Raw genomic sequence first — 25588 nt, 5'->3', positions numbered from 1 at the left:
AGTCTAGTAAACCACAATATTTATGAGTATAATGTTGATGAATAAGGAGGTGAGGTAAATGACGGAACAACAAATGGAACGTTTTGAAGGTATGCTAACACAATTAGTTACCATGGTTGGTCATATAAGAGAAGACATGAACAACATAAAAGAAGACATGAGCAATATGAAAGAAGAAATGAACAACCTAAAAGAAGACATGAAGAATATGAAAGAAGAAATAGTTGGTATTAAAATCACTCAAGAGAGGCAGCATCAGGAGGTGCTGGAGAAAATTGACGCCTTAAAGGTCGATCAGGACTTAGCATGGGCAAAAATTGCTCAAAATGAAAGAGACATTATGAGGATCAAACAACGCATTAATTTATAAACTACTACAACCTACTACCTCATGAACTACTTATTATTCCTTCTATCTGTTACGAAACTTCAATGATTTGACAATTAAATACTTAATCAAATAAAACAGTTGAATCATCATTCGGCTGTTTATTTGTTTGAAAAGAGATGCCTGAACCACAACACGGTGAAGTTGCACCGTACCGGGAGTCAGGCACTGAATTCAAGTTATAAATGTTGCTATTTTTTTACACCTAAACTTTCTATAGCCATTTGCTCATATTCTTTTGAACCTGATGCTTCTGCAAACTCAGCTAAATCAATTGCAAAAGTTGCTTGTAGTTCAATAATATGCTCTTTCATAAGTGGCCATGTGACTCCACCCGCTGCTTCATAGGACGCAATAACTTGTTCTAATGCCTGTTCACCAAACATCATGTAAGGGCCGACAAAATCTTTTGAGATATCTGTAACGGCAACTTCCGTCCAATCTATTAGACCAGTTACTTCGGCTCGTTCATTGATCAGTGTATGACCAGCATGAACATCACCATGAATCAGCCTTGTATGCATCGGCCACATTTCGTCGTCGTTAACCCATGCTTGCCACCTCATCCAAAGCTCCTTACCAACACCATACTTTTGTTTTACCTTATTCATACGGTTTTTCATTGCAGCTTTCACCTCACCCGCAGTTTGTACCTTTAATCCAGGTATGTTTAAGGAGTCTTTTGGAGTCTGATGTAGTTCAGCTAACACCTTTCCTATGGAGTTTAGGTAATTTTTTGGAACATTGTTTATATCAATCTCCCAAATGTAGTTTTTAATCACAGGATCAACCGTCCCTGCTGGAATCCCCGATAACTGCTTATAGGCAATCAACTCATTCGTATACACAGACCATACAGGCACTTCAAATGAAACATAACGATCTACAAAATCCAGCACTTTCCTTTCTACAGCCGTTTTGGTCATTGAATCTTCTCTTCTAGGAAACCGAAGGATCCACTGAACACCTTCATGATCAATAGCATGAACAACTTGAAAATCCAAGCCAGACTCATTGATTTTAATAGAATCTTCCTCAATGAAGATTTCGTTTCTCTTAGCAATCTCTTTCATTTTTTTTATTTTTTTATTCATTATTAAAAACCCCTTCTTTTCTTTATTTTAATTGTTGCTCTTCCATACGATAGCGACATACCAATAAACATTCGATCGTTGGAAAGGAAAGCAGGAGAACATTCCTGATGTTCCCTTCGTTGTTTTCCCAAATAAAAAATCACAGGCCACCTGCCTGTGATTCTGAGTAAACGGATAGAAAACATTCCTAATCATCGATCCTAATGAACAATCGCCTGACCAAATAAACCCACTTTTTCTATGAAAGAGGTAGTACAATTGGCCAATAGCCCCATTTATTTTATACTTTTCCATTTAAGAGAGCATAAAAAAGAAAGGCAGAACGATCCGCCTTTCTACATATAGCATATCTCTATGCAAAATGAAGATTATTAAAAAAGGGCAGACTGATCCCATTTACTCTGCATATACAAGCAGAGCCTTTGAAAGTATGAAATTACTTGTTCAAAGTACGGAACCGAATTCTGGATGGTAACATTTTTTAATAATCCTCCTAAAAATCGAAAATTAATTTCTTCTAAAGTCTATCCCTATATTATTATCAAGTCAATAAAAACTTCCTCTTCTAAACCATGGGTCACCACATATGAGCAAAAAAAAGAGCTGCATTTTATCTTCGCAACTCCATACTCCACTATTGCTTTCTGGTTTCTCAATAGGAGATTAGATTTGAATCTTTGAGGGATATCCTCATATCCTATATCTCCTTTGTAATAATAACCTAAATCTTACCAATAAAATTCAGTTTTTCAACATCGATGGAGTCTGTTTCACCCTTGAGGATTTTTCCTATATCCTCAAGCGTATCACGTAGTTGAACATCTTCCCCTTTTTTCCCGGTGAATTCCTCTGCAACATAAAACGGCTGGGTTAAATAGGCTTCTAGCCTTTCACCACGGCGATACGTATCCACCTCTGCAAAAGGCAACCTCTCCATGCCACCGACAGTAACTAACGAACGGAGCTCCCGATACCTTCGTAGTACCTTTCGTGCTCGCTGCTGGACAGCTAAATGGTTTTGCTCTAAATGTCCTCCTTCTAAGATCGATGAGGTAGAATAAATAGGGTTTACTGCGGGATACTTCTGCCTTGCAGCCAAGTCTGCATCAAATTGCCAAAGCGTTTCCAATGGTCCATAAGGCAGATCCTCATCCACTGCTGCCCCCTTTAAGTCAACAAGGAAAGTCGTTAACGTAACACCAACATTATTTAATCGCTCTTGAAGCTGGTGAATATCTCCTGTCAGTACATTAGATCGATCAGCAGCAAAGGCAATTTCCTTGTTTTTTCCTAACACGACCAGTTGTTCATAGGCTTCATCCACCGAATTTACTTGCACGTCCACTTCTTCGAAAACATCCTTTATCTCTGGGTGGTCTCCCGATGGTACAAGCAAGACAGTCGCAAACCCATTCTGCTTTAATCGATGAAACATTTCTGCTAAGACTACCAATTGTCCCATTCCATACCTTGCCACTAATCCGACGGTGCCTCCCTTTGTTAATGGTGCAAAGACATCAAGGGTTTTAATTCCCGTTTCAATCATTTCCATCTTCTCCCCTCTAATGATTAAGTCATCCAGGCTACATTCTGCTAGTGTGGCGAGTGCCACTAATGTTCGGACTTCCGCTCGACCAACTGGGATTTTCCCTGTACACAAATTGGATACAGTAGCGGGACGCAATTCTACGGACCGGGCCGCTACTGTTAAATTTGGAACTTTTCGCCTTAATAAAGGAACATTCAACTGAATATTTTCTAATTTTTTCATTTTTTTCCACCTCCCTTTACTTTATATAATAATTTATATTACGTTTAAAAGCAATAATCAAATTACTCTAAAAAGTAATTTTTTTTACACAATAAGTAATTGACCTTTTCCGAAGGCTCTTCTCGTAAACTTTAAAAAAGCTTGCTTTTTCACAACATAATGCAGAATCTCACTTACACAATTATTGAAAAATGTTGTACTTAAAGTAATAAGAAAACGCTTAGGGATGAAGTTCATACCCAAGCGTTTTTGTTTGTGATTAGCTTGTTTGCACCTGTGAAGTAAACCCATTACTCTACCAGGGAACGTGCCTTCACCTATCCTCCGTTCTAACTTATATCCTCACTATCAATAGAATCAACTATCCAGTTCTCCCCATTATAAGCTAGATTAAAAATGATTTTAATGTGGCCCAGCATATCCGTATCTCGCTCCTGAATCACCCGATATACACTTTCACTAACCTGTTCTACCTCATAAGGTTCATCTTCTTCTAAATAAGTCAATCCATCCTTGGGAATGACATATAACCCGTCTTCCCGTTCCTCAAAATACGTTTCTGCAAACCATCTACCCAGTTCAACAGACATAACGGAGTTTACATATTCCACCATCTCTTGTTTGGAGTCAATATCAGGGATTCGGAGATCGTCCTTTCTCCTTTCGAAAATTGCCTCCGTTGTTTTTCTATACTCGATCAATACATCTTCCTCATTCAGTTCAGGAACAGAATCCCCATTTTCGTTGGACGCATTCTCCTCATTTTCCACGTTTTCTCCAGATGAATCGTTTTGATTGTCTTCTTCTTCCTTTTGATCATCCCCCGTTCTGTCAACATCCTCCTCATCATGCTGCCCTCTATCCTCTTCCATTGGCGGAGTTGTTTGATTCCATTGAAGCTCATTTGGTAAGATCAACACCACTACTAATAATACACCTGCCGTCAAAACCGCTGCTCCAACCTTTTTGAACATGTTTATCCGCTCCTTTCGTTTTGCTAAAAAAGCCGTCTGCTGCTTTTCCTCCCGTAAGGAAGCTTCAATTCGCTGTTTTGTTTCTTCATTCATTTTATTTCTTGGGAATTCACTCAGTCTCCGAAGGAAACGCTCTTCCTTTTTACTCATAAAATTCACTCCCCAGTCTTTTTTCTAAACTTTTCATCGCACGGTGGAAGGTAACGTTCACTTTATTTTCTGACCAATTTAAGATCTCTGCCGTTTCCGCAACAGAACATTCGTGAATTCCCCGCAATAGGATGACGTCCTTATAATTCTTTTTTAATAAGAGAATAGCATCATAGAGTTCCTTGTTTGTTTCCCGTTGTTGGTAAATTTTCTGAGGAGGGGGATAATACTCTTGGTTCGGCTCTAAGAAAAGCTTTGTTTCCTTTTTCCTTTCTCTCTTCCTCTTTCTCGATGCATCAATTGCAACGTTTCTCGCAATACTAAACAACCAGCTTTTAGGAGAGGAATCATATCGAAAGGAATTGCTCTTTCGTATTGCTTTCATAAACACTTCCTGTACAAGGTCCTCTACATCCATTGTCCCGGTGTAGTAGATTAAGAAATTATAAACGTCATCCCCGTACTGCCTGAACCATGCTGTAATTTGTTCCTGATTATTCAAACTCTCTCCCCCTATCCCGTTACTCACTAATACGACGCTGCAAAACAAGTTTAATTACAGTTAATAATAAAAAAATCTCGTCCACTTTAAATAGGACAAGATCACTTATCTAACTATTCCCCGATTGGAGAACAAAGTATCCTTTTTTTGAATAATGAATTTCTTCGTTAATTAAACTGTTAGAATACTAGTCCGTCTTAACCTATTTCAAAAAATACTTCCTGCTGTTTACCCTGTTTCATATGATTTGCTGCTAACTTAAATTTTCCATAATCAATGGTACTTCTGCTAAATCCTCCACAATGTAATCTACCTCTACATTGTTCCATTGAAAATCTTTCTTCCAGATTCACTTCATTCCCACACGTTGGGCTGCTTTTACGTCATTTTTTGGATGGTCCCCCATAAAAATGCATTCATTAGGCAATACATCAGTTAATTCATGGTCCTATGAAAAATTTCATCCCTAGTAAGAGACTTTTACTCTTTAATTTTTTCAACATTGGAGTTAAATTAGCAAAGGGAACACAGCTGTGCTTAACTCGTTGATGTAATCTTGAAGTAACTCTTCACAAGTTAGTCCGTCGATATGAAATTCCGCAACTAGCTGTTGATATACCTTACCTTTCCAGACATAGCCTCGGTTATCCAACTCTATAAACCTTGCCACATACTCCTTTTTAGAGATATGTTCTACCTGTTCCTCTAATCTTTCATATTGTTTATCAATTAGCTCTTTTACATAAATACTTTTCCCCACCCCTTTATTTTAACATGATTTTCCAATTAGTAGAGCACCAAATAATAACGATGTTTTTTGGTATCATAACCACAATATTATCGAAACTTTTAGTACATACTATAAGAAGTTTAGATGTGATGGAAGCCATCATGGATTCTAAGAATCTCGGATGCATAGGGGATTTGACGACGGAGGCTTCCATGCAACAATTAAAGGATGAGCCTGTGTCGTTGAGGGCAGATATGGATATTTTTATAAGGCTCTTTTAGCATAGATTGCTCCTGCTATTACTCGTCGCACGAGATCATGTTTGTTTTTAAAGCATATTTTTTTGCTTGGATACGCTACAGGCGGACCAATTACGCCTAAGAGCAGCCCACGTCCTGCGTCTGCGATTACTCGACGCAAACTACTCAAGGAAGCGTCTCAGGTCCCGCTTGTGGGCAACGGCGTAATGTCACCGTCCAGGTTCCCCGCGGGCAACGCTTCAGCCTCCTCGGCCGTGTCTCTTCCTCTGCGAGTATCGCTCTGGAGCTGCATCCGTCGAGACAACTCGAAGCTTACTCAAGTGGCATCACGCATGATGCCTCTCTGAAGTAACGCTCGTCCCTGCGGTGTCTTCAGCCGTTGCTTTTCCCACTGGAGTCGCCGCCTTTCGCTTCTCCAAGCTTTATAAAAAAAGCAACAAAGTTTGCAAAAATAGCCTTTTATAAAGAGCGTGTAAAACCTATGTGCAAAGGAGAGGGAAAATAATGAAAAAGCCTGCTGACTATGCTGACTTAGGTGAAATAATAGTCGTTTCTAAGCTTTTCCAATTAAATACGTACCAAATGGTAACATTACTAGAAAATGGTGTAATGGAAGTATTCGAAAATAAGGAAGCCTTTTTGAAAAAATACGGGAAGAAGGAAGTATATGACGAATTAGATGATTGGTGTGAGTTAAGTACTGGAAAAGTCTTTACTAAACTAAAATAGGGAAAGGAAAAAAATTGTTTTATTTGACCAATCCATATTATTGTAGCCTGCGACTCTTACAATTTCTCCTTTATAATAAATAACTACATTTAAGCTCCTTACTTTCAGCAAAACCTTTTAAACATATTTGGGTAAATTTTATTGAATCTTCGAGTTTTGTTGTGTTATCTAACCAAGGTAACCATTCTCTAAATAGCCTCTTGAGTTATTTATTCATTCGAATACTCTTTCCCCATCTCTTAATTCTATTAATTTAAATAAGCCATTATTGCTTCTTTCGTATAGCAAAACGAACGAAGAGAAAGATCCGTTTACTCGCTCCCCAATTTTTAATAGAAATAAAAACAAGGAAATATAAATCAAATGGAGAATAATATTTAGATGCAAGTGTTTTCATTATTTTTTTATACAAATGGAGGTTGGAATAAAATGAAACAGACTGTGTATATAACAGGTGCAGACAGAGGATTAGGACTAGCTTTGACAGAGGTTTTTCTAAAGTCGAATTTCAAGGTATTTGCTGGTCGTTATATGAATGATTGGCCAGAGCTTGATGAATTAAAAGAGGAATTTGGTGAGGATTTAGACATTGTTTCATTAGATGTAACCGATCAGAAATCTGTGGATGAGGCTGCTAAATATATTGAAAATAATGCTGGTCAGCTAGATATTCTTATTAATAATGCAGCAGCGTACAAAGACCGTTCCGAAGATATATTTGGGGAGTTTAATTACGAGGATATGATGAAGCTTTTTGATACGAATGTATTCGGGCCGCTTCGTGTCTCCCAATCTGTGGTACCATTATTAATGAAAGGGAATCGTAAAATACTAGCGAATATTTCCTCAGAAGCAGCTAGCTTAACAGATTCTTGGCGAAAAAAAGAATATGGCTATTGTATGTCCAAGTCGGCTTTAAACATGCAATTAACGATATTACAAAATCAATTAAAGGAATTTGGGGTAAAGGTTTTAGCATTCCATCCAGGATATGTAAAAACGTATATATTCGGTGAATTTAATCCAGATGCAACGATCGATGCAATAGAATCGGCAACTGGAATTAAGGAGCAAATATTGAAAAGCCCGGCAATTGAAGAACATATGTACATCGATTATCAAGGGAATAAATTGAACTGGTAAAGGAGTTTTAAAGGATGATAAAAATAGTAGCATTACTAGGAGATTATTGGCATAATGCAGATGATGCAAAAGCTGGTTTAAAAGCAGCAATAGAACGATTAGCAAACAAGAATAAGGTAGATCTTCAATTCATTTCACATGAAGAGGTTTCAAAAGCGCTCGATGAAAAGCCTGACTTATTCATCAATGCAAAAATGGATCAACTAAATCCAACAGATGAACAGGTGATCACATGGCTAACGGATGAATTAGATAAAAAGATTGTCAACTATGTGGAAGATGGGGGAAATATCTTAGTTTGGCATGCTGGTTCAGCAGGATATGAACCCGACAGCCGCTACATTCAGATGCTACGAGGATATTTTGAGTTTCATCCACCAGGACTTCAGGACGTTACCTACATGTTAAAGGAAAATGAAAAAAGTGGAGAGAATACCTTTTCCCTTTCCGATGAGCAGTATTTTGTCCAGTGTGATGTGGCAAATACAGGAGTAGACCTTTGGAGTACAGGTGTAGATGGAGATTCCATCGCAGGCTGGAAGCATTCCTATGGAAAAGGAAAGGTATGCTGCTTTACTCCAGCCCATACGAGAGATGGGATGTTAAATGAAAACGTCTCAAGATTATTAGCAGAAAAAATTAATTGGAGCCTATCTAAATAAATCCTAGAATGGGGGTACATTAAAATGTCCCCCCATCAAATGTGTCATCTCATACTTGGGACAGTGAAGCCATAATAATAATCTAGATTGGTACGAATTAACGATCCTTGCATTGTAATGCAAAATGGACTTCCATAATTTAGAAGTCCATTAAACCGTTTATATATTACACCCCACCATTCTTACTCTAATTACAGATCTACTAAATATAAAGACAAGAGTAATGAGTTTTAATGATTTCATTCCTATATACTTTTTAGATCTTAGAACCAAAATCAGTCCCAGATATTAAATAAGGAATTGTGGATTTTATAAATTCTTCTGGAGGTACCTTCATACCATTTCTTTTCCATTCCACAGAAGCTCCGTAAATGCCCCAGCTTAATATGACAGCAGTAATTTTCAGAGCCTCATCATCTTCCATTTTATTTTGTTTTAGCAACATTTTGTAAAAAATGACTTCGAGCTGTTCCCTAATAATACGGCCAATTGTATCTTCGTATCCTCTATGACAACGATTGGATAATGACTTTTGAAAATTTGTGATAGCTATGAAAATACTAACAAACGCTTCTTCATTTAGATGGTCACACTTGTAGAAATCACAATTTAAATTAACTAACAATACTTCTGATAATACCTTTTCTAATAAGTCATAAATATCTTCAAAATGATAATAAAAGGTCGCACGATTAATCATTGCTTCTGTTGTTATATCTTTGATAGTAATATCTTTGAATTCCTTTTTACTGGATAATTCAATAAAGGAATCCATGATTAATTTACGAGTGCGTAGAATTCGGGGATCCATTTTCGTTTCCGTCATCGTAAAACTCCCTTCTACTTTTTCAACAATTTTTGAAATGTGTTGGATATCCAACACATCCAAGAAAGTATTGGTGTTCTTAGATGTTATTATTCACTAAACTGGCATTATGAAGCAAATATAAAACTTCAGCTTGCACCTAACTTCAATATATTAGGAGGAATGCTAGTATGACAAACAAAAACTTGATTTGCGATTTAGAAACAGGTATATGTGGTGTTACAGGTAACGATGAATTGGAAATAATTGATTGGAACCAACCAAGAAAAAAAATAGATTTATATTATGTAACCGATCCAATCTGCTCACATTGTTGGGCATTGGAACCAACACTTCGTCGTTTTATGAAGCAGTATGGACATTATTTCAACTTCAAAACCGTCATGGGTGGCTTATTAGAAAAATGGCATGGTGGTCCAGTCGATCCTGCTAACGGCATCCACGGACCTGCTGATGTTGCAGGTCACTGGAGAGAAGTAGGCAAACATTATCGCATGCCGATTGATGGTTCATTAATGATTGACAATCCAGTTCAGTCATCTTTTCCACCATCTCGTGTTTATAAAATTATTCAAAAACATCACGGTGAGGAAAAAGCATTTGAATACCTACGTCGTGCTAGAGAGGCTCTGTTTCTTTTCAATAAAAACATTGGTGAGGAATCTGTCCTAGTAGAAATCGTTAATGAAATGGGACTAGAGGGTGAAGTAATTGTAAAAGAAGCTGACGAACAAACTGGTCACGATTTATTAAATGAAGACTTTGTATTAACTAGAAAACTTGGGGCTAGAGGGTTTCCTACTATTATCATGGTTAATGAAGAAAATAAAGGGGTTAAAATCGTTGGCGGTCGCCCAATCGAATATTATGTCGATGGATTAACACAAGTTCTAGGTGAAGACCCTACTCCAAAACAACAACCGGCATTATCAGATTTACTTAAAGAAGAAAAGCTCCTTTTCTCAAAAGAAATTGAAGTAATGTATGATGTTGAAAAATCGGATATAAACAACTTTATTGACAAAGAACTTTCACCTAATAGTTATCAAGTCAAGGAAATTCTTGAAGAATTGTATTTAACAACAACTACAAAATAAGGGAGAATGACAATGGCTTTCGTTTTGCAAGTGGACTTCAAAATGAATGGTCCATTCGGGGATGAAATGGCGGAGGCATTTTCTGATTTAGCGAAAAGTATTAAATTACTGCTTCCGTAAGTGTTTTTCTCAAGGAATAGAATAAGAGTAGCACTGTCGCCACTCTTCTTCTATCTTTTAAAGAGGTACCGAGCCCTAGTGTTAAGGACGCTGTTCCCAAGGTTCTAATTGACCAACTGTTAGTTCCTTCTCTTTCTTTCTAATGGCTTGGATGACTCCATTGGAGATTTCTTCAGTGTAGTTCATCCATTTTTTTGATAAACTTGCCATACTTACTAATTGTCTTTATGTTAGCATAATTCCACCTCGTTTTTATACTTTAAATAAAAAACACCCTCAACGAAGAAGGTGTTTAAACTAAATAGCATAGTAACGGATGCCTTGACATGAACAGTTTTTTAGTTTTAATACTACTTCCAGTAAAAGATCGCTAGCTGAGTTCGATCTCGTAATTCGAGTTTACTTAATATGATTGATAATGTATTTCGAACAGTTCCTTCGCCAATAAAGAGTTTCTCCGCAATTTCTTTATTGGAATACCCCTCCGCCACAAGCTCCATGATATCCTTTTCCCGATTAGTTAACCGGGAAAGCTTTTCTTTATTTTTTTCTTTATCGTTTCCTGTCAATGTTTTTAGCACATTGGCATCTAGAATAGAGGAGCCGGAATCGAGCACTCTAATTTGTTGTGCCATATTTTTAGCAGGGGTTGATTTTAACAAATACCCCTCCGCTCCAGCCCTTTGTGCTAGCCTTATATTTTCTTCGTCTTTAAAGGTAGTCAGCATCATGATTCTTACTTGTGGCCACTGAGACTTTATTTCCCTAACACTTTGAATACCGTCCATGTTTGGCATTTGAATGTCCATTAAGATGACATCTGGGAGTGATTTTCGGCAAGCAACCACTGCTTCTGCCCCATCTCCAGCAGTGGTGGTGATCTCCATACCAATGAGCGAACGAGAAATTCGGTATGCTTCTTCTGCATTTGATTCCGTAATCTCCATTGGATAGTTATGTAGATGCGGGTACTTTTCAAGCACATGCATTAAGAGATAAAGAACTGCTCCGATCATCAGTAGGACCACCATCTCTCATTTGGCCCCATGTCTGGTTACTTCACCAGTGGCACCATAATGGGCAGGAACCTGAGCTGGCAAGTAACTCCACATCACAACAAGAAAAACTACACTCCCCACGAATATTAGGATACTTATTATGGATAGAAATCGTTCAAACATTGATTTCTTCAATTTTTCAAGTGAAATTTTAGGTCGATCTGAATTAAAAATACCCAATTGGAATGCCTCCTTACTCGGCTACCTTAACCTTCCCCGTAGCAACCAGTTGTAGAAAAGACACTGCTCTTTCTTTGCAATCCCTTAACTTTTCTGCAAACATAAACCATTTGATAACTATCTTCTGTTATAGGAGTTTCGTTCCAGTCCTTGTAAACATCGATTATTTCAAAGCCATTGTCAGTTAAAATCCGTTCCATCTCTTTTGGAAATACATAACGTAGGTTAATATTTGTTTTTACTTCATTGACTACTTCTTCATCCGTATTTTTAAATTTTCTTATCGTTGTATGATGCTGTACTTGATTTAAGGAGTCATAGCTACTGACCGTATAAACATCTACTTTATTTTGAGTATCCCTATCAATATAGGTTCTCCAATACTCCTCTTTACTAGGTTGAAACAATTCCTCCGCACTTGGAAATCTAGTTCCGAAAATAAAAACCCCTTTGGTTTCTAAATGCCTGTTCACAGACATTAACAAGCCATCCTGAGCATCGTTTGTAAGGAAATGCTGAAATGAATTCCCTACGGAATATATCAGGTTACTTTTTATTTTCAAATCTAATTTTGAACAATCTTGTTCTACCCAATCTACCTGTATATTTAGGTTAGAGCTTTTATTTTTGGCTTCATTAAGCATACCTTTATGAAGGTCCACACCTATTACTCTATATCCTTTACTTGCTAAAGGTATAGTTGCTCTTCCTGTACCGCAAGCCAAATCAATAATTACTCCTTCTGTTTTCGATGCCCATTTTTCTAAAAAAGTGACATCTTCTGTATATGGATCATTTTCCTTATCATATAAAATAGGGTCATCATATTCTTCAAAATTATCTAATGTTGTTTTTTCAATCATTTAAACTCTCCTTAACTTGTAGAAGTAGAGCTAGTAATAAAAATCTTATTACCAATTTACCCCCAACAGCAAACTTGCAACTTATTATTATCTAAATCATAAAAATCAAAAAATTGTTATCGCCATCATCTTTTATTTCAGTTACTTCTACACCATTCTCTTGTAGCTTTTTATATTAATTCTCTATATCCTTAGTGAGAAAATAGGGTATGCCTGACAAAGGCCCCTACAACTCTAACAACCGCTTTTTTACTATCCTCCCCGAAGAAAATTGAAACTTTATAATTTTCGAAGTGTCACAGTGACATTTCAGACTAAATTTATCTATTTTATTGACTCGAATAAGTGAAAATTCATTCCAAATGGGTCTTCAACCATTACACTTTTTGGAGAATACTCCTTCGTGATTTGACAACCTTTTTCTAATAGCAGATATTTAGTTGTTTCAATATCTTCAACTGCAAATTCAAAATGAACAATTCTTTCACCTGTGCTTTCTATAAAGAAGTTTGTCCCACTGATCGTAAATTTGGTTTCATTTTCAAAGGTTTGTTCGACCTTCATCCCTAGTACTTCTTGATAAAATGCAATGGCATTATCGTAATCCCTCACACCTATCGCAATATTGTTGGTAAGTTGGTATGATGATTGATTGTTAAGCTTCATTTTTGTTTGAACATTTATAGAGCCTGAAGGTAGTAGGTCAAATAAATGCCAAGGGACACAATAATCATCACCTGGTCCGAAGTAAGCTTGAGTGCAAAGGTAAATGTTATTCTGCTCATCTCTTCTGAATGTCGAAACACCAGGGTAATGCTGATTTTCCTTCAAGAAGCCTACTCATCGGTAAACGAACTTCCTTTAACAGAAATCATCGGAAACTGCCACTTTCGTTCCGCTGCAAAATCCTCTTGGACGGAAGGGGTGTCTGGAGAAGCAAGAACAAATCCTGCTTTTGCGGCTAAATGATGATAAACACCATTAAAGCCATCCGCCCACATTGTACAATAAGAGCAGCTTTTCCCCATGTTATGGATAACAAATAGTTCATCTTTATCACCAAACAAATCAAGCAAAGTCGTTTGTTTATTTGTCGAGGTAACAAATTCATAGTTAGGAACTAAGCGTTCACCGACTGACTTTCGTAATTCAACAAGCTGTTTCTTTTTTTCAAAAATTTCTTGTTCTAGTTTTTCTATTTGTGCTTGAATCGTTATCATTTGGTTCCACCCCTTATACGTGAATAGTAAATTAGTTCACCATTGTAGGTCATTCCTCCCCGTTAGAGACATAAGGGCAACGAGAGGTTGATCCACAAAAGCTTATTCGTTTGTTTAATAAGAAAACATTATTTTTTTACAATCGGTATATAAATATCAAAGTGCGGATTATTTGTATCACGATCAACTGGATAATGTTCATGTTTAATCGGCATATAGCGATCATAGTAATCTACACCAGGTTCTCTATATGCTGTATAATCACTATCAAATAACCATTGATGTAAATCCGTATATGTTTTTCGTATATCTTCTCCTTTGTTAAGTGTCGTCTTCACATACGTCCACTTGGGAACCCTTATTTCAATCATTCCAGCAGGTACTTCCTGCTCCTCACTCACTTCATACACCGCGTAATGTACGAATCCATTATCAATTACATGATAAGATAGACCTAATTGAACATTAGGATTCACCTTATTCTCTAACTCATCAGCACGGTCTTCCATTTGTTGAATAACGTTTTTTAAATTCGGTACAATTTCCGAGAATGTTCCCTCCCATTTTAATCCTACTGCTCGATAAGCTGGTAATGTTATAATTTCATAGCTCACTTTATTTCCTCCCTATATCATAAGGTGTTATTAATTCCTTTTAACAGTTTTCTCTATCTAGGGGTGTAACACCTTCTTCTACTAACCCTGCCTCCGATAGAACTACAACAGCAGCCACATTTCTATGAACATTTTGAAAAAGTAATTTAATATCAAAAACGATGCATCACCACATCCTAAATCTAAAATACTTTTTTCTTTAAAATTGCAAACTCCCCTTTAGCTTAACACCATTTTCCAGTTTGTGGGTATAAAAAATGAGCTGCAATTGCAACTCGAAATTTCTCTAACGGTAGCAATAGGTAAGCGTTTGATGTTATCTCCGGCTTTTCCCCTGCCCAGCACTGTACGTGCGACTTTCACCGCATACAGCGCGCCATCTATCTGAATGTTTTAGATTATAAGTTTCATGTTACTCATAGATGTGGAATTACTTTATTAGTTCCAACCAACTATTTATTCGATACTCGTTAATCTTTTTAACTTGTGGATTGGTTAGTTTCATTTTCATGATGAGTGATTCAATCGTTGATGTGTCTTTTAAATTTAACAGGGTGATATAAAAAAACTAGTTTCAAAGCTATTCCTCCCTCATTTTAACAAAATTAATTTACATATTAACATCCCTTTACCATTAGAGGTCATCATTTACTCCTCTTGGCGTTTCATACTGTAAGTCATATCTAAGAATGAGGTCTCTCATGAACAAGGGAATGGTTTACTTAAATGGTTATTTAAAAGGGAACTCCATTGAGTTCCCTAATCTCTTTTAAGTTTGTCCGCGTCGAAAACGGTTTTTTGACCGTATTAAAGATCATTCTCCCTGTTTCCTTTTCTGGGAAAAATTAATAAAGTTTATTTTATTGTCTCGGCACCACTCTACGGCAATGCATTTAAGAGCTTCGTCACGATAGGCATACCATTGATTGTCGAGGCCTAGCTCGTATATTTTATCCTTAAATCTTCTAAAGGCCCCTTTACCCTTGATTGTCTTTAAAAGAATCTCTTGCTCATATGGATTCGTCACAGTGAGGCAAAAGTCTGCCATGATCCCATATTCATTAATTTCATCTTCCGTTGGCAACTCTATGTAATGATCAAAGTTTTCAACCACATCGATGGCAACCAATCTATTTTCCCGCTCCCAATCGGGAAGATCATCCAATGGTTCTTCCTCTTCCGCGGCTCGCAACTCTTCTGATGTAACTACTACGATGTCACCAGTTTGAATATTAAGTAGTGCATGAGACTCTTCAAACTGCAATTCCATTTCTTCGATAATATCTTCTATTTTCACTTGAATACTCACAATTAATCACCTTCCATTTAAATTAAATCTTTCCATGCTTCCTAAAAAGAGAGTCGTTAGGTTAACAACTCTTTACGATTAAACATCGGTCATTTCATTTATCTCCAGATACCCGAGTATTCATACTCGAAAAACTATTAAGGATGTCCCCCAAAGACCGTACTAATTAAATACCCGAGAAACATGAAAAGAAAGAAACTACATGTCATCACAATATTTAATAGGATAGTAAACTTACTTCTACCGTAATATCCAAATAATATTCCCAATGGGTTAACAATAAATGTCAAAAGCCAATAACTATATCCATACCCTAGAATAATGTTAGGAACCCAAACAACACCTCCAATTAAAAAGCATATAACAGATAGGATCTTCCAATGCTGATTCTTATTTTTCGTCACCTTAACCATCCCTTCTATACCTTACCATATTTTTAATTGGGACTTTTTGTAAACATGTTCCTTTCTAAAAGTTTATTTGAAACATTATAATTTAGTTCAAAATAATCTATAATTTAAGTAGAAAGATTGATTTAAAGAATGGAAGAATGAACTTCTATTTATTAATCGCATAAATACTATAAGAAAGGTGTAATAAACCAATGGTATTCCGATCAAAAGTAGATATTTTTTTTATAACCTTTATCTTTTTAATGGTTTTAATAATGGGTGCTATATCCCTATTTCCCCTTCTATTCATTTATGAAAAAGCATCATTATCAATTGTAACGCTGATGTCTGTAATCTTTATTATTTCAGTAGGGTTTATATTGTGGTACGCAATTTCTATTAAGTATGTTTTCTATGAAGATTATCTATTAATTAAAGGTGGACCATTCAAAAGTAAAATTCCGTATGAAGACATCACAAAGGCTGCTCCAACGACAGATAAATCTACTGGTTATCGAATTTCATCGTCTGAGAAAGGTCTTGAATTATTTTACAAATCAGCACCCCATGGAAGTATAAAGATTTTACCAAAAGATAAAAGGCAGTTCATCACCGAATTAAGAAAACACTGTCCTCATGCACAGTTTCATGAATTCGAGTAAAAAAAGGACGGATTCGATACGAACGCTTGATATCGTTTCTCAATAGATGCAAGAACGGGCGTACCGGCAAGACGAACTAGTCCATCAATACGAAGGAATGGACCAAGGGAAGAATTACTGTTTATTTGAATGCAGAAACGGAGGAAGTGGAAAAAGAAATATTAAGCCGAAAATGGTGCCAGAGCTCCAACACGGTGAAGTTGCACCGTACTGGGGCTCTGGCACGTTTGCCAAGGGGGTAGTTGTCTAGAATAATAGAACTTAATCCTTCCAGCCTTTTGGCCGAAATGAACAATTGTATTTTATCCTTAAGTTCTGGATGAACCTCGCCTAACTCAACTATTTGAATATAATACTCTAATAGAACAGTAGAAAATTTATTCTTTGTATTTTCTACTTCAATGTTAGGATATAAATCTATTAAAGCCCACACTAAATCTTCTACTGTGCAGTAAATGACTCTGTTTTTTTCACCTTTCTTATTCAACGTAAGCATCGTTGAATAAGACAATAATATAGCTTTTATAGTAAAATATTACTATTAGCAAATAGGAGGCTCATTCTTATGAATATTTTACTTTTGGGTGCAACTGGACGAGTTGGAAGTCATATAGTTACTTACGCCCTGTACGACAGACATCATGTTACTGTATTAGTTCGTAATCCAGAGAAAATTCAAATAAATAATGAAAATTTAACTATGATCCAAGGGAATGTTTTAAATAAAGATGATATCGTACGTGCAATGCATGGGAGTGATGTGGTTATTAGTGCACTAAATACTGATGGCACAACCACTCTATCAGAAAGTATGTCACTTATTATCGAAGCAATGGAAAATGAGGGTACAAAACGAATAATAACTATAGGAACTGCAGGTATCCTGCAAAGTAGAACCACGCCTAATTCTCTGCGTTATCAATCAAGTGAATCAAAGCGTAAGTCAACCCGTGCAGCGAAAGAACATCATAAAGCTTACGATATGCTCAAACAATCAACCCTCGAATGGACGATTGTCTGTCCTACCTACTTGCCAAATGGAGAAAGGATAGGCAAATATCGTATAGAGCGAAATTTTTTTCCAGAGGATGGAATTGAAATATCCGTACCGGATACAGCAGAATTTACATTTAGACAAATTAAAACAAGCGATTATATAAAATCCCGTGTAGGTATCGCCTACTAATAATACTCTTATATTACTTTTTTATTAGATTAAATCGTTTGTTGAAAAAGGAAATGAGATACGGCAACAATCTCCGCTCTTAAAGGCCTCTAAAAGGGGGCTTGGCCGATGGTATTGCCAGTACGGTTGTACTGCGCAGTAAATGATTTTGTTTTGTTTAATTGTGCTCCTTCGATATAAGTGTACCTTCATTAAAAATAGAATGATGTTCTTAAGGATTATTTCTTTTTTCGAACAGGTACTGAAATCCATATAAGAAAAATGCTTTATAAAAGAAATAGAGGAAGAATTGAAAATGATTTATTCGAACAAGCTGAGCAACTTTTAGCTTATTCATAACCCTTATTAAAATAAAAGCAAAGAAACCGTCTACTACTGCGTTAAGTGATATAAACTTTTTAAAATTTCCATAAGTCCACTTTAGTATCCACATGGAACCTACAAAAAACGGACCAATATTAAAAGGAAACTCCCCTGAAAGGTATGAGTTTGGATTATTATGAAAAACCCACCACTTTTGTTTTTTTCCAATTTGAACATTCCATGCTTCTAACAGACCAACAAGAATCGCGGCTGGAAGAAACCTTTTTATATTTTGCCAACCTAAAATGGGTAAAGATAACCAAGAGATTATTACCATTAAGATATTAATTAACCATTGGTTTTTCATTGGAATTAACCCCTCTTTAATTTCTTTTTAATAGAGCTAAAAAATTATGCATAATTATAGCCGTCTACTCTTTTACTAATAACATTTTTTTTGAAATCTTCTCCCTTATGAACATCTAAAATACTATTACCGTATTCTAAAAATTGTAATATTTCCTTTTCTGATAAATGGTGCATATCTAATGGAAATTTGTCCATATATTTTACTGCATCAAGCAATTGATCAAGTAATGCCTTCCCTTTATTAGTCATGGATACAATTTTAAACCTTGATTGAGTTTTGTTTACTTTTATATCAATTAGCCCACTTTTTTCTAGACGTTTGAGTAATCTGGTAACAGTCGAAGCATGCCAACAACCCAATTCACCAATCTTCTTAGGGGTTAACTTATTATTATTAGTCGAAAGAAGAAATAAAATATGCTGTTGAGCAGGCGAAATATTAAATTGCTTTCCTAACTCAGCCCACTTATTTTCCATACAAAAATACAATGCTCGAACCATTAAAAGCGTTTTTTGTTTAAGTAGTAAATTCAATTTTATCACCCTCACTTGTATTTACAATTGCATGTACAACCTATATTCTCTTCAAAGATTTACTACATATTCAAAAAGGATTTATTTTCTTTGCAGTATTTAGTCAAATAAGAAAAGACGACCACTTAAAAAAGTAATCGTCTCTTATTTGTTTGACTATGTTATTTTCTTTCGTAAATATGAACTTAACATATCAATGACAACGACCATAACTAGAATGATAAAAGTGACAGTCGCTAGCCTTGTATATTCAAAGCTACGCATATATAGCGTAATATAAAATCCAATTCCTCCTGCACCTACCAATCCAAGAATCGTTGCTTCTCTAAAGTTAAGTTCAAATCGGTAAAATGTATAGGCAATAAAGTGCGGTAAAACCTGCGGAATAATCCCGTAGCGAAGGGCCTTTAACTTTGAGGCACCTGTTGATAATATCCCTTCAACTGGTTTTGGATCAATCGCTTCAATTGCTTCAGAATAAAACTTCCCTAGCATACCAACAGAATAAATAACTGTTGCTAAAGTACCTGCCAATGGCCCAAGACCTACAGCAACGACAAAAAAGAGGGCATATAAAATAAGGGGGATACTTCGAATGGTGTTCAATAGCGTACGTACACATACTCTAACCGTAGGATGTACAATATTTGATGCTGCTAAAAAACCAAAAGGAATGGAGAGAATCGCACCTCCGGTGGTCCCAATTATGGCAATCTGAAGGGTTTCAAGAGCAGCCCCCATCACCGTTTGTGTTACTTCCCAATTGGGCGGGAACGTACGACTTAAGAAATCGAGGGTTCGTTCAAAACTGATTCGATCAGGATTGACCTCTATCCCGCGTACTGACCAATAATGAAGCAAAAATACAACTCCAACGATTAATAATAATTTTACATAGTGGCTAAAAGAGCGCTTAGGAGGGATATATATTGTATTTTTATTCGTTTGATTTAGAGGCTTCTCCGTGCTCATACTCATTATAAATCACCTCCAGTAAATCTTCTGTCAGTTTCTCAGGCTCTCCATCGAACACTATACGTCCTCTTTGTAACGCAATAATACGAGTGGCATACATTTTAGCCAATTCAATATCATGTAAATTAACCAAAACGGTTAACCCATTCTGTTTATTTAAATCTTTAAGCGTATTAAGGACAAACTTTGTTAATGATATATCTAAACTTGCTGCAGGTTCATCAGCTAGTACAATTTGAGGTTGTTGAACAAGTGCACGAGCAATAGCAACACGCTGACGTTCTCCTCCAGACAACTGATCAACCCTGTAATGTACCCGATCTTCTAATCCTAAATCCACTAATGTACGGTAAGCAAACTCTTTATCCTTTTTTGGAAAAAGACCGAGTAAACCGCGAATGTTTCCAATGTAGCCCAATCTCCCGCACAACGCGTTGTCAAGAGCAGTCATACGCTCAACGAGATTAAAGCTTTGATAGATAGTTGCCACATTACGCCGTAATTCATAAATCTTTTTTTTACTCGTACGCATCACATCAATGTCATTCACTACCAACTTTCCTGCAGATGGACGAACAAAACCAGTCAAGCTTCTTAAAAAGGTTGTCTTTCCTGCACCACTTTTACCGATTACAGCAATGAACTCTTCCTCTTCTACAGTTAAAGAAATATCCTGAAGGGCCGGAGTAGTTTCCGACCCTTTTCTTTTAGGATAAACAATTTCTAACTGTTCAGCTTTAATCAATTTCTTTTTAGATGTCATCCTATACACCTATTCACCTAAGATGCCTGCGTTTTGTGCTTTATCGATAAGTGGTAGGTATAGTTCGACATCAGCAGGAACAACTTTCGTCCACCCATAGAGTCCTTGAAGAAGCTCATTGTATTCGGCTTCATTTAATTTTAGAAAAGCCTCTGTAATCTTTCCAACTAGTTCATCAGGAAGTTCACCACTAACGGCAATCGCATGTCTTGGCATTGGATCGGATTGAGCAACATAGGTGATTTTTTCACGTTCTTCCTCTGTTAAAAACACTCCTGGGCCGTTTTCAGACACACCTGCTACATCAACCGTTCCTTCAATTAAAGCTCTTAATGAAAGCTCGGTACCCCCTGCAAAATAAACTTGACTAAAGAAATTATGGAGGTCGTCTGCATCCTCAGCTAAACCTTCACTAATCAGCTTTGCCACTGGCATTAAATAACCTGAACCTGATAGTGGATCATTGAAAGCGACCGTTTTTCCTTCAAGGTCTTCTATCGTTTCCATTCCACTATCCTTGAGAACCCAGAATTTAGAATGATAGAAACTTTGACCGTTCCTTTCTTCCTTTAGAACTAAATGAGCATTTGCCATTTTATTCGCAAGAGCTGCTTGTACGGGGGAAAGATTAGTTGCGATATGTGCATGACCAGCACGCATAGCTTCAACAGTTGCCGTATAATCCGCATCGACTTGTGCTTTTACCTTGATACCTAATTCGTCTGCTAAGTATGACGCTAAACCGTCTTTCTCTAATTCTAGGTTTATTGGGTCTGCCTCCGGTGTAAAGCTTATCACTAGCTCGTCAATACCATAATCTACTTTTGTTTCGTTTACATTATCCTGATCATTTGTCTGCTGCTCTTCATTGATTTCATCAACCTCCTCTGACGTTGTGCTACTTCCACAAGCCACTAAAGCCATTAATAATAGAAGAATCAATACTATTAAGAGCCCTTTAACTTTGTCCTTCATAAAAAACATTTTCTCATCTCCTTCTTTTTTTGTTGTTAAGATAAATTGTTTCCTTATTGCAACTTTTATGATACTGTCCAAGATGAAGAGTGTCAACACTTTTATTTAAATATGGAACTTAAGTTAGCAATTTATTAGCGCCAAAAACCTTGTTTTGCACCATATTGTAACCCATCGATTTTATATTAAAGAGATTATTAATTCAGTTAATAAAGATTAGATTAAACTGCAAGTTCTTCTAAGTCTTAAAATTTAAACATCCCTCAATCACAAAAAAGAAGAGTAGTTATCTCATAGTTACTCTTCAGATAAATAGCTTAATATGTAATTAGATCTTATTATTTTTCTTTTGACAAAAAGAAGTTATTTGTTACTCAGTTTTCGTCTACTACGCTATGTTCGTTTGTTTCATTGATGAATATTTATCATATTCCTTACTATCCGTATAATTCTTGAATAACATATAATAGTTTATATGTTAGCTACCTTTTCTATCGCTCAATTTTATACCAATCCAAATCAAGGCACCTATAATTAGTCCATAATTTAATTGCGCAATCGTATCACGACCTGCAACATCACTTAAAGTAAGAGTAGCGATCATATAGATAACAGCAAAAATAATCGTAAATCCAAAAGTATAAAGCATTGTTTAAGTCCCCCTTAATAATTGTTTAACCGTTAGATCACCCTTCCACTTCAACTTCCCATACGAAATATCTACGTGTATATTGCCTGGTAGTTACAACCTTTCTTTCGTCCTTTTTTTCAAAAAAATAGGCATTTCCCATTTGGTCAATAAGTATCCAATCTTTTTCCCCCATTTTACCTTCAATTAATTCTTGTCTATTTCCTTTTGATTTGGAAATGTAAGCCTCTGGCGTCGTCGAATATTGCACAAAATTATCATTTGAAAATTCTAGTTTAACTATTGACGTTAATAGTGGAATGGGATTTCCTTCTTGAAACCAGACCTTCCCATAAAAAGCACCGAGGGTAATACCGATAGCTAAAAATATAATAATAGCTCCTAACAAAATGGTTATTAGTTTTTTTCTTATTTTTTTAATCAACGATTATTCACTCCTTTTGGTAGTTCCACGTCCCGAGCCTCTAGCAAGAAACTTTATCCGTATGGAAAAAATTAGTTCTCCAAGTAATACACATTTTTGTGAACCCATAGCTGGTTCTGGACCTTAAAAAATAGTTTCTCGACACTATAAAGCAAACTTCCAATATTAAAGTAATCTGCTTATTTTTTGTTAAGCGATTTTTCACTAAAACGCCCGTTTGTTGAAAAAGAATCTAAATTAAATTTTGCAATTATTAATAACTTTTCCGTTTGTTCAATATGTAAGCTAAGGTGTTGGCTATAACCGATATACAGAGGGATACCACTATTGAAAAAGCTATTGCAGTAGCTAAGTTTAGAAAACCAAAATAAGAAAATAGCAATAGAAAAATTAGCGGAATACCAAACCACCTTGACTTTACTATTCCTTTCCAACCTATAAATTCAGTGCTTTTCTTTTGTATCTTTGAAAATATAAGAGGAGAAAGAATAATAAATAATAGTACCAAAGAGAAAATTAATTCAAACCAATCAAACAGCTCCATATATTACTCCTTTCAATAAGTCGTATTATACTTATAAAAAAATGACTTTTGCTATTCTGAAGGATCCCCCCCTTTTGTTTAACATCATTTTCAGTAAAAACATACAATAAAAAAGCCGCTTATGCAGCTTCTTGGTTCTTCAACTATTGCTCGTTACTTAAATAACTATTCAGGAGATACAAGTTCTACTTTTATTCTATCTGGGTCTTCAAAATAAACTGCATAATGTTTATCTCCCCCAGCAAAAGGATGTTTTCCTGGATAAAGAATATTTATTCCTTTCTCTTTTAATTTGTTTGTCATTTCATCTACGTGTTGACGTGAACTTGCATGAAAAGCTAGATGATTAAGACCTACTCGGCATCTATGATAAGGAATATCTAAAAACCTGTCCTCTGTTTGTACAAAAACAATGTATGTGTCGCCTATTTTCCAACTTCGTCCACTGCCCCAATCTTGAAATAGAGTGTATCCTAATTCTTCCAGAAACCAACTCCAAAAATCTACTGTCCTATTTATATCTGATACATATATTTCAATATGATGGAGTAACCCTTTTGACATTAAAAACTCCCCTTTTTTCCATTATCCTGCTTGTTACTTCAAAAAGACTGCAACCTTTATTCAGCTATCTTATCCGTTAGTGACACAAGAGTAGTGAAAGACTATACCTTTAGTTATTATGAAGGTCATCCCACATGTATTTACACCCAAGCCCAATAAGTCCGATAGAAATACCTGGTAAAAAACTAAAAAATAATTTCCTTAGAAGGTTATCTTCAAAAGCAAAAATATTACTGTAAACAATTTATAGTATTTTTTCATCGCCGCCTCTTTTCCTTAATTTTATGAGTAAAAATATCTCGACATATAGAACTCGACTCCCCGTTTAGCGAAACAAGAGCAGTGTGCTATCGAACTCATAACAAAAACTTTTAATCATAACCGCCTGAAGGTTCAGGTAAATTATTGTACTCTTCTTTTATCATAATAATTTCATGGTGTACAAACTCTATGAATTCCTTTAATTTCTTATCAGATATACTGTCGCAATAGGATGTAATCCATTCTCGATGATATACTTCACCATCCAATGTTAAATAAAATTTATTCTTTTCATGGGGGGCTACACATTGAACTTTACTCGCATTTTCTGCTGCGTTCAAAATGTTAACCTTTTTCATTTTCTCGTATATCACTTTAATTTCCTCACCAGTTAAAATCATTTCTATCGTTTTATCATCAACCATAACCATATTTTAAAACAAAGTTAAAATCTTCTGGCATTTCTTCAGGCAGATTTCCCTCTTCTTCATTTGAGCTACATGCACCTAACAAAAAGATGAAAGCAACAAGCATTAGTAATGATTTCAATTTCCTCCCCCCCTTTTTAGATAAGACGCTGTTTCCCTGTAAAAAGTTACTTCTACTTGTCCTATTACTAATCCGTTAGTGAATGCGGATAATTCATACAACTTTACCGTTGATGAATATTAACTATTGTTATAAAGTTGCTATACTCTTGCTTTGAAAGTATAAGAAATGGGTCTGACTGAAAATCATTAATTTCTTGGTTTGAAACCTTATTTTTATCGATCTCTGATTCAATAGTTAAACCAATATAATCATCAGAACGACTTAAATCAACTTGTTCATATAACTCTTTACTTGATAATTGGTATATTCGAACATTATCTTCTAGCTTATATTTATCAATATAATGTTCACTATCAAAAGTAAATTCCAAGTAAAATTTATCATCTTCTATAATTTTATCCAGTATTGTTACTTCGGTAAAAGTAGTGATAGCAACAATATGGTTTTTATAATACACTCTTTCTTTAATATACGAATAAGTTGTTGGTAAAATGAATAATGCAAGGAAAACAATTCCTATTAGAATACCTATTCTCTTTTTCAACCCTACATCTCTCCCATCTTAAATATATTTATTAGTAGCCCTCCAAATTTCTTCTTGAAGAAAACCCCGTTTTTGCAACAACAGTAGCGATAGCTTCTTAACTCTCGTTAGCAATAGGTAAGCCTTTGAAGCCATCTCCAGCTTTTCCCCTGCTCCACACCGTACGTGCTAGTTTCCCAGCATACGGCGCTCCATCTACCG

General features: G+C 35.9%; 34 protein-coding genes and 2 pseudogenes. 10 read left to right on the top strand and 26 right to left on the bottom strand.

Annotated features, from left to right (window positions below; translation table 11 throughout):
* Positions 1-58 precede the first annotated feature (58 nt).
* Complete coding sequence (locus tag J2S74_RS25465; RefSeq protein WP_307331976.1) at positions 59-370, top strand: hypothetical protein; 312 nt, start codon at positions 59-61, stop codon at positions 368-370.
* Between the two features lie 209 nt (positions 371-579).
* Here the strand turns inward: J2S74_RS25465 and J2S74_RS25460 are convergent, their stop codons facing one another.
* From J2S74_RS25460 to J2S74_RS27495, 5 genes and pseudogenes are all read right to left on the bottom strand, one after another.
* A complete protein-coding gene (locus J2S74_RS25460) occupies positions 580-1482 on the bottom strand; it encodes a macrolide 2'-phosphotransferase (protein WP_307331972.1) in 903 nt (300 codons plus the stop codon).
* A gap of 721 nt (positions 1483-2203) precedes the next feature.
* Complete coding sequence (locus J2S74_RS25455; RefSeq protein WP_307331971.1) at positions 2204-3253, bottom strand: P-loop NTPase family protein; 1050 nt, start codon at positions 3251-3253, stop codon at positions 2204-2206.
* Between the two features lie 329 nt (positions 3254-3582).
* Complete coding sequence (locus J2S74_RS25450; RefSeq protein WP_307331969.1) at positions 3583-4377, bottom strand: hypothetical protein; 795 nt, start codon at positions 4375-4377, stop codon at positions 3583-3585.
* The gene (locus tag J2S74_RS25445) at positions 4370-4879 is read right to left on the bottom strand and encodes an RNA polymerase sigma factor (RefSeq protein ID WP_307331967.1); all 510 of its coding nucleotides are present in this window, start codon (positions 4877-4879) and stop codon (positions 4370-4372) included. The genes J2S74_RS25450 and J2S74_RS25445 overlap by 8 nt, the downstream gene beginning before the upstream one ends.
* A 253-nt stretch (positions 4880-5132) precedes the next feature.
* Positions 5133-5639: pseudogene (locus tag J2S74_RS27495) on the bottom strand (HAD family hydrolase).
* Positions 5640-5653: 14 nt separating this feature from the next.
* Here J2S74_RS27495 and J2S74_RS25425 point away from each other — a divergent pair.
* The 4 genes from J2S74_RS25425 to J2S74_RS25410 all read left to right on the top strand — a co-directional run bounded on the left by J2S74_RS25425 (position 5654) and on the right by J2S74_RS25410 (position 8403).
* Positions 5654-5890: a hypothetical protein gene (locus J2S74_RS25425; protein WP_307331958.1), complete on the top strand. Its 237-nt coding sequence runs from the start codon at positions 5654-5656 to the stop codon at positions 5888-5890.
* Positions 5891-6373: 483 nt separating this feature from the next.
* Positions 6374-6598: a hypothetical protein gene (locus J2S74_RS25420; RefSeq protein WP_307331955.1), complete on the top strand. Its 225-nt coding sequence runs from the start codon at positions 6374-6376 to the stop codon at positions 6596-6598.
* 429 nt (positions 6599-7027) lie between these two features.
* Complete coding sequence (locus J2S74_RS25415; RefSeq protein WP_307331953.1) at positions 7028-7741, top strand: SDR family NAD(P)-dependent oxidoreductase; 714 nt, start codon at positions 7028-7030, stop codon at positions 7739-7741.
* A gap of 14 nt (positions 7742-7755) precedes the next feature.
* Positions 7756-8403: a ThuA domain-containing protein gene (locus tag J2S74_RS25410; protein WP_307331950.1), complete on the top strand. Its 648-nt coding sequence runs from the start codon at positions 7756-7758 to the stop codon at positions 8401-8403.
* 256 nt (positions 8404-8659) lie between these two features.
* Here J2S74_RS25410 and J2S74_RS25405 read toward each other — a convergent pair whose 3' ends face one another.
* The gene (locus J2S74_RS25405) at positions 8660-9229 is read right to left on the bottom strand and encodes a TetR/AcrR family transcriptional regulator (protein ID WP_307331947.1); all 570 of its coding nucleotides are present in this window, start codon (positions 9227-9229) and stop codon (positions 8660-8662) included.
* Between the two features lie 170 nt (positions 9230-9399).
* Between J2S74_RS25405 and J2S74_RS25400 the strand changes: the two genes are divergently transcribed.
* Together J2S74_RS25400 and J2S74_RS25395 are read left to right on the top strand one after the other, a co-directional pair.
* Positions 9400-10326 carry a DsbA family oxidoreductase gene (locus J2S74_RS25400; protein ID WP_307331945.1) on the top strand — a complete coding sequence of 309 codons (927 nt, stop codon included), beginning with the start codon at positions 9400-9402 and terminating at the stop codon, positions 10324-10326.
* Between the two features lie 12 nt (positions 10327-10338).
* Positions 10339-10428 (top strand): annotated as a pseudogene (locus J2S74_RS25395) (YdhR family protein); the annotation flags it as partial.
* 99 nt (positions 10429-10527) lie between these two features.
* Here J2S74_RS25395 and J2S74_RS25390 read toward each other — a convergent pair.
* The 9 genes from J2S74_RS25390 to J2S74_RS25350 form a co-directional block, all read right to left on the bottom strand.
* On the bottom strand, positions 10528-10656 hold the full coding sequence (locus J2S74_RS25390; protein WP_307331942.1) for a hypothetical protein: 129 nt from the start codon (positions 10654-10656) through the stop codon (positions 10528-10530).
* Positions 10657-10796: 140 nt separating this feature from the next.
* A complete protein-coding gene (locus J2S74_RS25385) occupies positions 10797-11393 on the bottom strand; it encodes a response regulator (RefSeq protein WP_370876075.1) in 597 nt (198 codons plus the stop codon).
* Between the two features lie 87 nt (positions 11394-11480).
* Positions 11481-11684, bottom strand: coding sequence for a DUF1648 domain-containing protein (locus J2S74_RS25380; protein WP_307331937.1), 204 nt, complete (start codon positions 11682-11684; stop codon positions 11481-11483).
* Positions 11685-11710: 26 nt separating this feature from the next.
* Positions 11711-12547, bottom strand: coding sequence for a class I SAM-dependent methyltransferase (locus tag J2S74_RS25375; protein WP_307331933.1), 837 nt, complete (start codon positions 12545-12547; stop codon positions 11711-11713).
* A gap of 324 nt (positions 12548-12871) precedes the next feature.
* Positions 12872-13378, bottom strand: coding sequence for a VOC family protein (locus J2S74_RS25370; RefSeq protein WP_307331930.1), 507 nt, complete (start codon positions 13376-13378; stop codon positions 12872-12874).
* Positions 13379-13383: 5 nt separating this feature from the next.
* A complete protein-coding gene (locus J2S74_RS25365; RefSeq protein WP_307331928.1) occupies positions 13384-13767 on the bottom strand; it encodes a DUF899 family protein in 384 nt (127 codons plus the stop codon).
* Positions 13768-13895: 128 nt separating this feature from the next.
* The gene (locus J2S74_RS25360; RefSeq protein ID WP_307331926.1) at positions 13896-14381 is read right to left on the bottom strand and encodes a GyrI-like domain-containing protein; all 486 of its coding nucleotides are present in this window, start codon (positions 14379-14381) and stop codon (positions 13896-13898) included.
* A gap of 814 nt (positions 14382-15195) precedes the next feature.
* Entirely contained in the window at positions 15196-15690 is a 495-nt protein-coding gene (locus J2S74_RS25355) for a UPF0158 family protein (protein WP_307331923.1), read from the bottom strand.
* A gap of 137 nt (positions 15691-15827) precedes the next feature.
* Positions 15828-16094, bottom strand: coding sequence for a hypothetical protein (locus tag J2S74_RS25350; RefSeq protein WP_307331921.1), 267 nt, complete (start codon positions 16092-16094; stop codon positions 15828-15830).
* A 200-nt stretch (positions 16095-16294) separates the two neighbouring features.
* On the opposite strand from J2S74_RS25350, the gene J2S74_RS25345 reads away from it, so the two are divergent.
* From J2S74_RS25345 to J2S74_RS25335, 3 genes are all read left to right on the top strand, one after another.
* Positions 16295-16744, top strand: a complete 450-nt coding sequence (locus tag J2S74_RS25345; RefSeq protein WP_307331919.1) for a PH domain-containing protein — start codon at positions 16295-16297, stop codon at positions 16742-16744.
* A 46-nt stretch (positions 16745-16790) separates the two neighbouring features.
* Positions 16791-16994: a hypothetical protein gene (locus J2S74_RS25340; protein WP_307331916.1), complete on the top strand. Its 204-nt coding sequence runs from the start codon at positions 16791-16793 to the stop codon at positions 16992-16994.
* Positions 16995-17309: 315 nt separating this feature from the next.
* Entirely contained in the window at positions 17310-17930 is a 621-nt protein-coding gene (locus J2S74_RS25335; RefSeq protein ID WP_307331913.1) for an NAD(P)-dependent oxidoreductase, read from the top strand.
* A gap of 211 nt (positions 17931-18141) precedes the next feature.
* Here the strand turns inward: J2S74_RS25335 and J2S74_RS25330 are convergent, their stop codons facing one another.
* The 11 genes from J2S74_RS25330 to J2S74_RS25280 form a co-directional block, all read right to left on the bottom strand.
* Positions 18142-18600, bottom strand: a complete 459-nt coding sequence (locus J2S74_RS25330) for a hypothetical protein (protein ID WP_307331910.1) — start codon at positions 18598-18600, stop codon at positions 18142-18144.
* 44 nt (positions 18601-18644) lie between these two features.
* A complete protein-coding gene (locus tag J2S74_RS25325; RefSeq protein WP_307332043.1) occupies positions 18645-19145 on the bottom strand; it encodes a MarR family winged helix-turn-helix transcriptional regulator in 501 nt (166 codons plus the stop codon).
* 147 nt (positions 19146-19292) lie between these two features.
* Positions 19293-20114 (bottom strand): phosphonate ABC transporter, permease protein PhnE, encoded by an 822-nt coding sequence (gene phnE / locus J2S74_RS25320; RefSeq protein ID WP_307331907.1) that lies wholly within the window; start codon positions 20112-20114, stop codon positions 19293-19295.
* Positions 20074-20856 carry a phosphonate ABC transporter ATP-binding protein gene (phnC, locus tag J2S74_RS25315; protein ID WP_307331904.1) on the bottom strand — a complete coding sequence of 261 codons (783 nt, stop codon included), beginning with the start codon at positions 20854-20856 and terminating at the stop codon, positions 20074-20076. The genes phnE and phnC overlap by 41 nt, the downstream gene beginning before the upstream one ends.
* A gap of 27 nt (positions 20857-20883) precedes the next feature.
* Positions 20884-21849 (bottom strand): phosphate/phosphite/phosphonate ABC transporter substrate-binding protein, encoded by a 966-nt coding sequence (locus tag J2S74_RS25310; RefSeq protein ID WP_307331901.1) that lies wholly within the window; start codon positions 21847-21849, stop codon positions 20884-20886.
* Between the two features lie 478 nt (positions 21850-22327).
* Positions 22328-22498, bottom strand: a complete 171-nt coding sequence (locus J2S74_RS25305; protein WP_307331898.1) for a hypothetical protein — start codon at positions 22496-22498, stop codon at positions 22328-22330.
* A gap of 37 nt (positions 22499-22535) precedes the next feature.
* Positions 22536-22922: a hypothetical protein gene (locus J2S74_RS25300; RefSeq protein WP_307331896.1), complete on the bottom strand. Its 387-nt coding sequence runs from the start codon at positions 22920-22922 to the stop codon at positions 22536-22538.
* Between the two features lie 709 nt (positions 22923-23631).
* Positions 23632-24030, bottom strand: coding sequence for a VOC family protein (locus J2S74_RS25295; RefSeq protein WP_307331892.1), 399 nt, complete (start codon positions 24028-24030; stop codon positions 23632-23634).
* Between the two features lie 371 nt (positions 24031-24401).
* Entirely contained in the window at positions 24402-24716 is a 315-nt protein-coding gene (locus J2S74_RS25290) for a hypothetical protein (RefSeq protein ID WP_307331890.1), read from the bottom strand.
* Positions 24709-24840, bottom strand: a complete 132-nt coding sequence (locus J2S74_RS25285) for a hypothetical protein (protein WP_307331887.1) — start codon at positions 24838-24840, stop codon at positions 24709-24711. The genes J2S74_RS25290 and J2S74_RS25285 overlap by 8 nt, the downstream gene beginning before the upstream one ends.
* Before the next feature lie 103 nt (positions 24841-24943).
* A complete protein-coding gene (locus tag J2S74_RS25280) occupies positions 24944-25387 on the bottom strand; it encodes a hypothetical protein (protein ID WP_307331884.1) in 444 nt (147 codons plus the stop codon).
* Positions 25388-25588 lie beyond the last annotated feature (201 nt).

Source organism: Evansella vedderi, from assembly GCF_030813435.1.
In the GTDB taxonomy this organism is placed as follows: Bacteria; Bacillota; Bacilli; order Bacillales; family Salisediminibacteriaceae; genus Evansella; species Evansella vedderi.
The sequence above is the reverse complement of the archived record's forward strand: the minus strand, read 5'-3'. Positions and strand labels throughout refer to the sequence as shown.